The sequence below is a fragment of the Pseudosporangium ferrugineum genome (genome assembly GCF_003002065.1).
GTDB lineage: Bacteria > Actinomycetota > Actinomycetes > Mycobacteriales > Micromonosporaceae > Actinoplanes > Actinoplanes ferrugineus_A.
The window spans coordinates 17942-27003 of record NZ_PVZG01000041.1 but is presented as its reverse complement, the minus strand read 5'-3'; the positions used below and the strand labels follow the sequence as shown (position 1 = coordinate 27003).

Genomic DNA, 9062 nt, shown 5'->3' with positions numbered 1-9062 from the left:
GCCGTGATGCGGGGAAAGCTCGCACGTCCGGTTCGGGGAGGAGTCGCGCGGAAACGGCCCCCACAAGGGGCACCGCGCCGCGCGGCTTACTCCACGCCTCACCTGCACACCCAGCTCGCCTCCCTGCCCTGGCGGGGCCGTCCCGGACGCCACCCGCAACACCGACCGCGGCCCCAGCCGCCGCGAGATCACCTACGACGAAGACCGCAGCCAAATCCGGACCGGCACCGGACCTGAGGTCATGGCCGCCCTGTGCAACGCTGCAATCGGCGCGCTACGCACCGCCGGGATCACCAACATCGCCGCCGGCACCCGACATCACGCCCGCGACAGCACTCGCCCACTGACACTCCTCGGCATCACCTGACGACTTTGCCGGGCCCTGGGGGTAGCCCGTTCGGGACCTGCGCCCCTACGTACTGATCAACGGATCGAATGGCGACGATCTTCGTTGGGCAGATTGTCACGAATGACCTACGCCCCGTAGGACATGCGTTCGATACCCGATACGCTGCGAGAATGGAGACCGATCATGGGTGACCGCAGTGCCATCGAGTGGACCCAGGCCACGTGGAATCCCACTACGGGATGCGACAAGGTCAGCCGTGGGTGTGATCACTGCTATGCCATGACGCTGTCCCGCCGGCTCAAGGCCATGGGTCAGCCCCGGTACCAGAACGACGGGGACGCCCGGACCAGTGGGCCGGGCTTCGACCTCACCCCGCACCCGGCCACCCTGATGCTGCCGCTGAGCTGGAAACGCCCGCGGCGCGTCTTTGTCAATTCCATGAGCGACCTGTTCCACGCCCGAGTCCCTCTGGACTTTGTCCGGCAGGTTTTTGAGGTCATGGCCGCCACCCCTCAGCACAGCTATCAGATCCTGACCAAACGGGCGCGGCGGCTGCGCCGGCTATCCGGCGAACTGGACTGGCCCGGCAACGTGTGGATGGGCGTGTCGGTGGAAGACCAAGACGCGACCGACCGCATCGACGACCTGCGCGAGGTACCTGCCGCCGTCCGATTCCTGTCCTGCGAACCACTGCTCGGCCCGCTGACGGAGCTCAACCTCGACGGCATCGGCTGGGCCATCGCCGGCGGGGAGAGCGGGCCGAACGCCCGGCCGATGCATCCTGCCTGGGTCACCGTCCTGCGCGATCAGTGCATCCATGCTGGGGTGCCGTTCTTCTTCAAGCAGTGGGGCGGGCGCACCCCGAAGGCCGGCGGTCGTGAACTCGAGGGGCGTACCTGGGACGAGATGCCCGCGGGTACGGCCAGCGGGTCGGTGCCGGTCGCGTAGCGGCTCACCGCGCGCCGTAAGGCGGTCGAGGCGGTTCGGGCAGGTAGATGCGGCCGTCCACCAAGCGGCTTGCGGTAACCATGTGTTGGCCGACGCTGAACAGAGCGTCTACCCCTTTGCTGCGGGCTCGTTCGTCGCGACGTAAGACGAGCGCGTGCTGGCGCATGTCCTCGTGTTCGGCGATGGCCTTGCCGTACAGGTGCCGCATGATTCTGTCGCCGGCCTGGTGGTCGGTGGCGAAGACCATGTCGTAGATTTCCTGCCCGCCGGTGTTTCTCATCGTGAAGCCATAGGTGTGCCGGTAGCCGAGATCGTGTTCGAGGCGCCACCGGAAGAGGTTGACCCACTCGTCGCGGGCGTCGGCAGGGCTGAGATCCCCGGATCGGGTGTCCTGGGCGATGGGAACCCACTCCTCGCTGCCGATCATCTCGGTGAGGGTGTCGCCGTAGCGGGCGTTCATTCCCTCGCCATGAAGGTTGAGGCCGCGCGGGTACATGCCGGTGGCGAAGAGGATCCACATTTCGGCTTTCGTGTACTTGGCCTGGCGGAACTGGGCGATCTGTTGCAGTGTCGACCATTTGATCTCGGAGTCGAACTGGTCGACGAACGCGAACGTGGGAGCCCAGTCCAGCTTCAAGATTCGCAACTGGCGGAGTGCCTGCGGGACGGTGGCGTTGCAGTCGCCGGGAAAGACTTTGATACCGGGTCGTCCGGGGTATGCGTGACGGATGGCGCGTTCAAGGCGTTCGGATTTGCCTTCGAGTTCGAACAGACCGATCCGAGTAAATGCTGGCCGCACTTCGATGGCCCGACGGGCGGAGCCAAGGATCAGTTCGTCGGTCTCCCGGGACTGGTTTTCCGGCCAGCCTGCGAACAGGTCGAGGTAGATCCGCTCGTCGACGTTCTTGGCCGCCCTGCTGAACTCGGCCAGGTAATCCTCAAGAATCTGCAGCTTGTGCCTGGTCCACCAGCCCCACTTCTTCGCCGCCACAAACCACCCCATGTGCCCACATGACCACACTCTGCAATCGCAGGCTAAGGGAACCATCGACAGTCGTAAAGACCAGGCCGCCACCGAAGGGCGGTCCCTGTCCGGCCGAGCCGAGAACATGCGAGCGTACCCCGGCGGTGCGAAGTGCTGGCGCGGTGCAGATCGACGACACCTGCACCCGGTTGGGCAGTCAATGGTGAAGTGGGGCGGGCCGCACCCCGAAAGCCGGCCGCAGGATCCTGGAGGGCCGCGTCAGGGTCGAGATACCGGCGGCGGAGCTGAACCTCCTTACGCTGGCTCGATCGTCTTCTTGAGCAGTTCGCCCGTGGGCTCAACGGGCGTCGTGCCGTCGGCGTACAACCGCCTCCACGCCTTACGTAGATGGGTCTGCCGTGCCTGGCCCACAGCGCTTCCGTACGCCTCCGTGTAGCGGCTCACGACGGTGAACGACTCGCCCGGAGCGAGCTGCGCGCGCAGGTTCGCCTCGATCTCGTTGACCCACTGGTCGGCCAGGGAACCTTCGCTTGCCCCATGAACGCCTTCTCATCACCAGACAGCGAGTCGACATCCCGGATCTGGTGCAGTGCGAGGCGCCACTTCTCCAGCCCCAAGGAAAGCGCCTCGGTTGGGCGCGAAGCCATCTCGCTGCGCGACTGGGTCGAGGGGGTCACTGCCGGATGACGGTCACGTTGGAGATTGACAGGCTCGTCCCTCGATGTGCGGCCACGTCCGGTTACTAGTTCCCGAGGGCGGGACGGCCGCGCACGCAGCGCGCTGACTCCAATCATCGGCGGCGTACACGCGGCGCGACCCACGCCTGCGGGACGGTCGTACAACGGTCGTGTGCCTCGACGCCCAAGACGGCGACGCGGCGTGGGCCGGCCGCCGCTACCTGAACTCACCCTGACCGAACCGAAGACCACACCCTTCACTCCGCAACAACGATCCCAGTTCGTTGCGTTCCTGACCGACATGATCATCAGCTATCGTCAGGAACAACATCTCCAACAGATCCGCGCCGCAGAGGCTGACGTTCACCTACCAAAGGAACCTCCAGGTCACAGCCCTGCGCCATGATCGAAGAGTTCTTATGCCGTAACCTCAGCTCCACCGAACACCCCGCGCTGCCACCTCTCAGCATCGCTGAGTGCCATGCACAGCAACCGCCCAGCTTCTCCGGCGCAACGCCCGGCATCGCGGCCCTGCCGGCGCGGCACTGCCGAGGCACCACGAATCAATGCGGCAGACCCGGATATTCGGTTGAGGCGCTGGGACAGCCGGGGCATCGTCGTGCGATGACCGACGGCAAGCCGACGATCGTGCTCGTCGACGATCTCCGCTCGTTCGTTGACGGCCGGCCGGCCGCGGTAGCTCGCACAAGCTCGGCCGGCGTCGAGCTTCTCGCCCGTCACCGCGGCCACCGGTTCGACGAGCTTTGGCTCGACCATGATCTCGGTGGCGCTGACACCATTTGGCCGGTCGTGGAATTCCTTGAGCGGGCCGCCTTCGAGGGCCGGCCTTTCGATGTCGGTGTCGTCATCATCCACTCGGCCAATCCCGCGGGCGCCGCGAAGATGGCGCAGGCCCTGCGGCGCTGGAACTATCCGGTCCGCGTCGCTTCGGGTAACCGAGAAGTGGGTTACCTTGACGGAAGCGGCTCCGCTGGATGACCTGACGTATCCCGATGACCAGGAGGCGGCTCCGCGGCCCCTCGCCAGAAGGGGATGCCAGGCGTTCCCTCGGGGGTTTGGTTCACGGATCCGTTCGGAGGGGAAGGTCCTGGGTCCGCATTCCCCGCCGGCATTGCGTGGTCTGGCGCGCCGCCGGTTTGAGGGGTCAGTTGGTCTCGTCGAGGGTCTCGCGCAGGATTTGGGCCAACTGACCGAGGAACGCGACTGCGGCGGCGTCCGACGGGTCGTCGAGCACCCAGTTGCCTTCCCCCGCGACCATTCGTGCGAGCTCACCCGGGGGCGGGTCGGCCAGCACCGCCTCGAACGCCGCGAGTTCCCGCCGCAGCTTGCGTGTGCTCACCTGGGCCGTCTGCCTCAGATCCGCCCGGATCTCATCGAGGTCTTCCGCGTCGGCGACCTTGAAACCCAGGAACGCACGCACGACGTCGATCGCCGGCTCCGCGTTCTGCTCCCGCATACGCGCTCGGAGGGATTCGGGAAGCTCGGACACGTCGGCCGCCTTCAGGTTCCGGAGGGAAAGGTCGTGACGATGAACGGTATCGGCGGGTCCGAGCCTGGGACGAGCTTGATGCGTATCTTCGCCATGCTGGTGACACCGAAGGTCGACGAGCGCGGCCCGGCGCCGTGCATTCCCGGGTTGTAGTAGCCCTGACCCACCGCGTTGCCGGCCACAATCTTGCCTTCGTGCTCGCCGTCGAGCGCCAGATCGCTGCGGATACCTTCCCAGTTGTCGCGGAGGTAGGCGTTGACCGTACGGTTCATCGTGCCCGGGTCCGTCCACCGGTACGACCAGTTCTGCGTATTCGGCCACGGCGCGTCGCCGTAGATTCGGCCCTCGACCGTCCGGTTGCCACTCTGCGGATCGGGATCTCGGTGCAACGGGATCGCCGGCCCGTGCCGGTCCTGCGTGTGCGCGCCGAGCCCGCCGTACTCGGCGTCGTTGGCCGCGATGTTGATCTCGGGCGGCTCGTCACCGAGCTTCTGATAGATGGCGAGGACCCTGGCCTCCTCAGGGTCGGTGGGCCGGGGCAGTTCCGCCGGACCACCGTCATGCGTACCGGCTGAGCCGGGCCGCGCACCAGCCGTGGGTCGTCCCGCCTGGGCCGCCGTGGCGACCAGGCCTTGGGCCTGAGCGACGCTCCCGGGCCCGCCGGCACCATGGCCTCTGGGTGGCGAGCCGCCGTCGCCCCCACCGCCATCGCCGTGCCCCCGCGGCCGCCCGGTCACCCCGGAAACCGCCGCCCGACTTTCCCCACGCCCGACAGGCTACAGCCACAGTCATCAATGTCTTCGGCCTACGGCGGTGAGCATTCCGGATCAGAACGGTCCGTGGTCAGCGAACGCGTCGCGCCCGGCTCGACGGGGGCCGGGCCGGGCGCGGGCGGGTCGGGGTCAGGCTACGAAGCGGGAGCGGCGGCGGCGCCCGATCAGGTAGCCCGTGGTGCCGAGGAGCAGGAGGGTGCCGCCGATGCTGGCTACCAGGGCGGTGTCGGCGCCGGTTACCGGGAGGCCGCCGTCCTCGTCCTTGTCGGTGGAGGTGCCCTCGCCGCCGCCGCCGGCCGTGCCCGGGGTGGAGGCCGAGGCCGTGGGGGCCGGGGTGGCGGTTGCCGTGGCCGTGGGGGCCGGGGTGGCGGTTGCCGTGGCCGTGGGGGTGACGCTCGGGGTGGGCTGGGCCGCGCAGTCGAGTTCGCGGGCGACGTACTGGCCGTCGTTCAGGTAGGCGAGGTAGGCGTCGATGGTCGCGGTGTCGAGGGCCTTCTGGGCGGCCGCCTTCAGGTTGGTGCCGGCGTTCGTCAGCGTGCGGACCACGGAGATCCGCAGGTCCGTCGTCCAGGCCTGCTTCGCGCCGGTCTTGAGGAACGCTCGCAGGTCACCCTCGGGGTCCCTCAGCACCTCCTCGATCTCGCCGGGCAGGATGGGCAGCGACGCGGCCTTCGCCACGGTGAGGAGCTGGGCGGCCAGAATCTGGAGCTCCGTGTCGGTGGCGGCGTCCAGGTCGATGGCGAGCATCTCGCGGATGTCCTTGTAGACCTTGCGCTCGACCGTCTGGCAGGCCTTGTTGTCGGCCGTGAGCGTTTCGGTCGATGCCATTGCCGGTGCCGCCGGAATCAGAAGGGCCAGTGCCACTACGACGCCGGTCGACGTCTTCCCTCGCATGCGGTTCTTCCTCCCCGTTGCAGGCCAAAACACGGAGATAGTACCGGCGGCGGGCGAAGAAGCAAGAAGGAATTGAATGCGTCGATGGGTCTCGAACTCATTCCGCGGGGCACAGTTGGCGCGGCGGGGTGTCGGGGAAGTTGCGGTCCCAATCCACGGTGGGCGGATTTGCGCACGTCTGCTCGATAACCGCGGACAGGTCCGGGTTGATCCGCCACATTGCGGATACTCCGTCCAGGACGGTCAGGTCGGTGCCGAGGAGGCGCGGGGACGCGATACGCAGTCCCTGGGTGTGCAGGCGGAGGATCGCCCGGCCCGTCGCGGCGTCCCAGACGCGGGCCTCGGAGCCGTCGACGACCGCCACCGCCCGGCCGGCGGGGTCGAAGGCGAGGGTGGCCGTTTCGTCGAGGGGGCCGGCCTGGACCAGGGTGCGGGGCGCCTGCGGGTCGGTCACGTCCAGGATGGTGGTCGAAACGGGGGTCGGGTACGTGGTGACGGCGATCAGCCCCGCCGGCCCGGCCTGGAGGATCGCGGGGTGGCGGGCGTACAGGAGGGTGCTGATCCTGCGGCCGTCCAGGGTCCAGCGTTCGATGGCGTCGCGGTCGCCGTCGCGGCGGCTGAGGATGATGCCCGTGCCGTCGCTGAGCACCGCCGTGCCGACGACCTCGGTCGCGGGCAGGGTGCGGAAGGTCCGTTCGCCGACGCGCCACACCCTTGCCGTCTTGTCCGTGCCCAGGGCGCTCAGCAGGGATCCGGTCCGGTCGAGGCTCTCCATCAGGCCGAGGTCGGCGGGGGCCGGGATCTCCCGGGGACGGTCGAGGTCGGACAGGTCCCACAGGAAGGAGCGGGTCCGTCCGCTCCAGTAGATCGCCCGGCGTTCGTCGATGCTGCTCCCGTGGAGGTAGCTCGACGCGGTGGGGAGGCTCCCCGCCTGCCGCCACGTCGTACCGTCCCACCGCCAGAGCTGTTCGCCCAGCGTCTTCGCGTCGTAGGTGGCGGCGTACCGGCCGGGCGGGTCCACGAAGCCGCGGCCGAGGGTGGTGGCGCCCGAAGCGGCGTGCGCCAGGAGCAGCGCCTCGCGGGCCTCGGTGGTGGGCGCGAGCCGGTACGCGGCCAGCGCCAGCCCCACGGCGTCCGACGGCTTGGAGGCGATCAGGTCGCGGGCGGCGTCGGACGCCCGCAGGGACAGCGCCTCGTTGCGCTGCCGGGCGGCCCGGTGCTGGGCGGCCGCCGCGACGATCATGGTTCCCGCCAGCAGGAGGGTCAGCGCCGCCAGGCCCGCGACGAGCCGGCGCAACCGGCGGGTGGTGCGCCGGCCGGCCTCCCCGCGGGCGCGTTCGGCGTCGAGGCCGGCGTCGAGGAACGCCCGTTCGCGAGGGTTGAGCCGGTCGCGGAGCCGGGCGGCCTGTTCGAGGCGGGCGCCGCGGTAGAGGGTGTCGGGGTCGTGCCCGTGCGCCTCCCACACCGCGGTGGCCTCGGTGAGCCGGTGCTGGGTGCGCAGGTCCTCCCGGTCCTCCGCGATCCAGCCCGCCAGCCGCGGCCACGCTTGCAGGAGCGCCTCGTGGGTCAGGGTGACGCTGTCCCGGTCGATGGTGATCAGCCGGGCCGCGGCGAGCCGGTCGAGGAGGGCGTCGGGGGCGTGCAGGTCGGCTCGCCGTACCCGTCGCTTGGTGTCCTCGGTGCCGTCACCCGGCACCACCAGGCGCAGGAAAAGCAGCCGTGCCGCGCGGCGGTCTTCCTCGGTGAGCTGGTCGAAGGTGTGCTCGGCGGTGCGCGCGAGGGCGTGTTCGATGCCGCCGACGTCCTCGTAGCCGGCCAGCGTGAGGGCCATGCCGCGGCGGCGCCGCCACGTCTCGGCGAGCGTGTGCGACACCAGCGGCAGCACGGCGGGTTGCCCGCTGACGTCGGAGATGAGGCGGGCCACCAGCGCCGTCTCGATCGTGGCGCCCGCGCGGGCGGCCGGTTCGGTGATCGCCGAGCGCAGCTCCTCGGTGGACATCGGGCCGACCAGCACCTGCGCCCGGTGCAGCGCGGTGACCAGCTCGGGGTGGCGCGCGCACCGGCCGTAGAAGTCGGCGCGGACGCTGACCACCACCCGGCTGTGCGGTCCCGCGGCCGTGGTCAGTGCCCGGATCAACCAGAGCCGGGCGCTCTCGTCGCAGAGCGTGAACACCTCCTCGAACTGGTCGACCACCAGCAGCGCGTCGGCGGCGGCTTTCGCGAGCCAGCCGCGCAGGGCCTGCGGGTCGGCCGCGAGGTCCTCCCGGACCCGGGCGGCGGGCTCGTCGGCGAGGTTCGCGATGGGCACGGCGAGCTCGGTGATCGGATCGGTGCCCGGCGACACCACGATCGCGGTGCGTGAGCTGCGCGCGACCAGTCCGGCGCGCAGCAACGACGACTTGCCCGCCCCCGAGGCGCCGAAGACCCCGACGAACGGACGTTCGTCGACGAGCGTGAGCAGCGTCTCCGTCAACGCCTCCCGCCCGAAGAACCGGTCGGCGTCGTCGACCTGATAAGGGTCAAGACCGACATAAGGCAGGGGTACGTCGCCAGGCGCGCCCGGCTGCACGGCGGCCAACCGGCGCCACCGCTCGGTCCACTCGCCGACGTCGCCGTCGCAGGCCCGGACGATCGCGGCGGTGATGGCCAGGCTCGGCAGCCGCCGTCCGGACAGCGCCTCGGACAGCGCCGCGGCCGAGTAGTTCGTCCGCTTGCCCAGCTCCCGGTACGAGGGCAGGCCGACGCGTCGCCGGAGGCGTCGAAGGTCCCCGGCGAAGCTCAGCAGCGGAGTCTCCTCGGACTCCAGCGGACGTTCCTGTCGAGGCATCCGACCTCCGATCCCTCGCGTCATTGTCCTGGTCATGTCCAGTGTTTGTTGTTCAGCGGCGGGCTCCGAACACGAACATCGCCCGGCTTCGTACGGTCG

General features: G+C 69.4%; 7 protein-coding genes. 2 read left to right on the top strand and 5 right to left on the bottom strand.

Annotated elements, in window-relative coordinates; genetic code table 11:
* Nucleotides 1-532 precede the first annotated feature (532 nt).
* A complete protein-coding gene (locus tag CLV70_RS37365) occupies nucleotides 533-1297 on the top strand; it encodes a DUF5131 family protein (RefSeq protein ID WP_106131351.1) in 765 nt (254 codons plus the stop codon).
* A gap of 4 nt (nucleotides 1298-1301) precedes the next feature.
* Here the strand turns inward: CLV70_RS37365 and tcmP are convergent, their stop codons facing one another.
* Nucleotides 1302-2288: a three-Cys-motif partner protein TcmP gene (gene tcmP / locus CLV70_RS37360; RefSeq protein ID WP_158277927.1), complete on the bottom strand. Its 987-nt coding sequence runs from the start codon at nucleotides 2286-2288 to the stop codon at nucleotides 1302-1304.
* A 1295-nt stretch (nucleotides 2289-3583) separates the two neighbouring features.
* Between tcmP and CLV70_RS37355 the strand changes: the two genes are divergently transcribed.
* A complete protein-coding gene (locus tag CLV70_RS37355) occupies nucleotides 3584-3958 on the top strand; it encodes a cyclic-phosphate processing receiver domain-containing protein (protein ID WP_106131349.1) in 375 nt (124 codons plus the stop codon).
* A gap of 166 nt (nucleotides 3959-4124) precedes the next feature.
* Here CLV70_RS37355 and CLV70_RS37350 read toward each other — a convergent pair whose 3' ends face one another.
* The 4 genes from CLV70_RS37350 to CLV70_RS37335 all read right to left on the bottom strand — a co-directional run bounded on the left by CLV70_RS37350 (nucleotide 4125) and on the right by CLV70_RS37335 (nucleotide 8963).
* Nucleotides 4125-4469 (bottom strand): hypothetical protein, encoded by a 345-nt coding sequence (locus tag CLV70_RS37350; protein ID WP_245908769.1) that lies wholly within the window; start codon nucleotides 4467-4469, stop codon nucleotides 4125-4127.
* Nucleotides 4470-4480: 11 nt separating this feature from the next.
* Nucleotides 4481-5206, bottom strand: coding sequence for a hypothetical protein (locus tag CLV70_RS39445; protein ID WP_146164323.1), 726 nt, complete (start codon nucleotides 5204-5206; stop codon nucleotides 4481-4483).
* 165 nt (nucleotides 5207-5371) lie between these two features.
* Nucleotides 5372-6070, bottom strand: coding sequence for an ALF repeat-containing protein (locus tag CLV70_RS37340; protein ID WP_342750451.1), 699 nt, complete (start codon nucleotides 6068-6070; stop codon nucleotides 5372-5374).
* A 163-nt stretch (nucleotides 6071-6233) separates the two neighbouring features.
* A complete protein-coding gene (locus CLV70_RS37335) occupies nucleotides 6234-8963 on the bottom strand; it encodes an nSTAND1 domain-containing NTPase (protein ID WP_106131345.1) in 2730 nt (909 codons plus the stop codon).
* Nucleotides 8964-9062 lie beyond the last annotated feature (99 nt).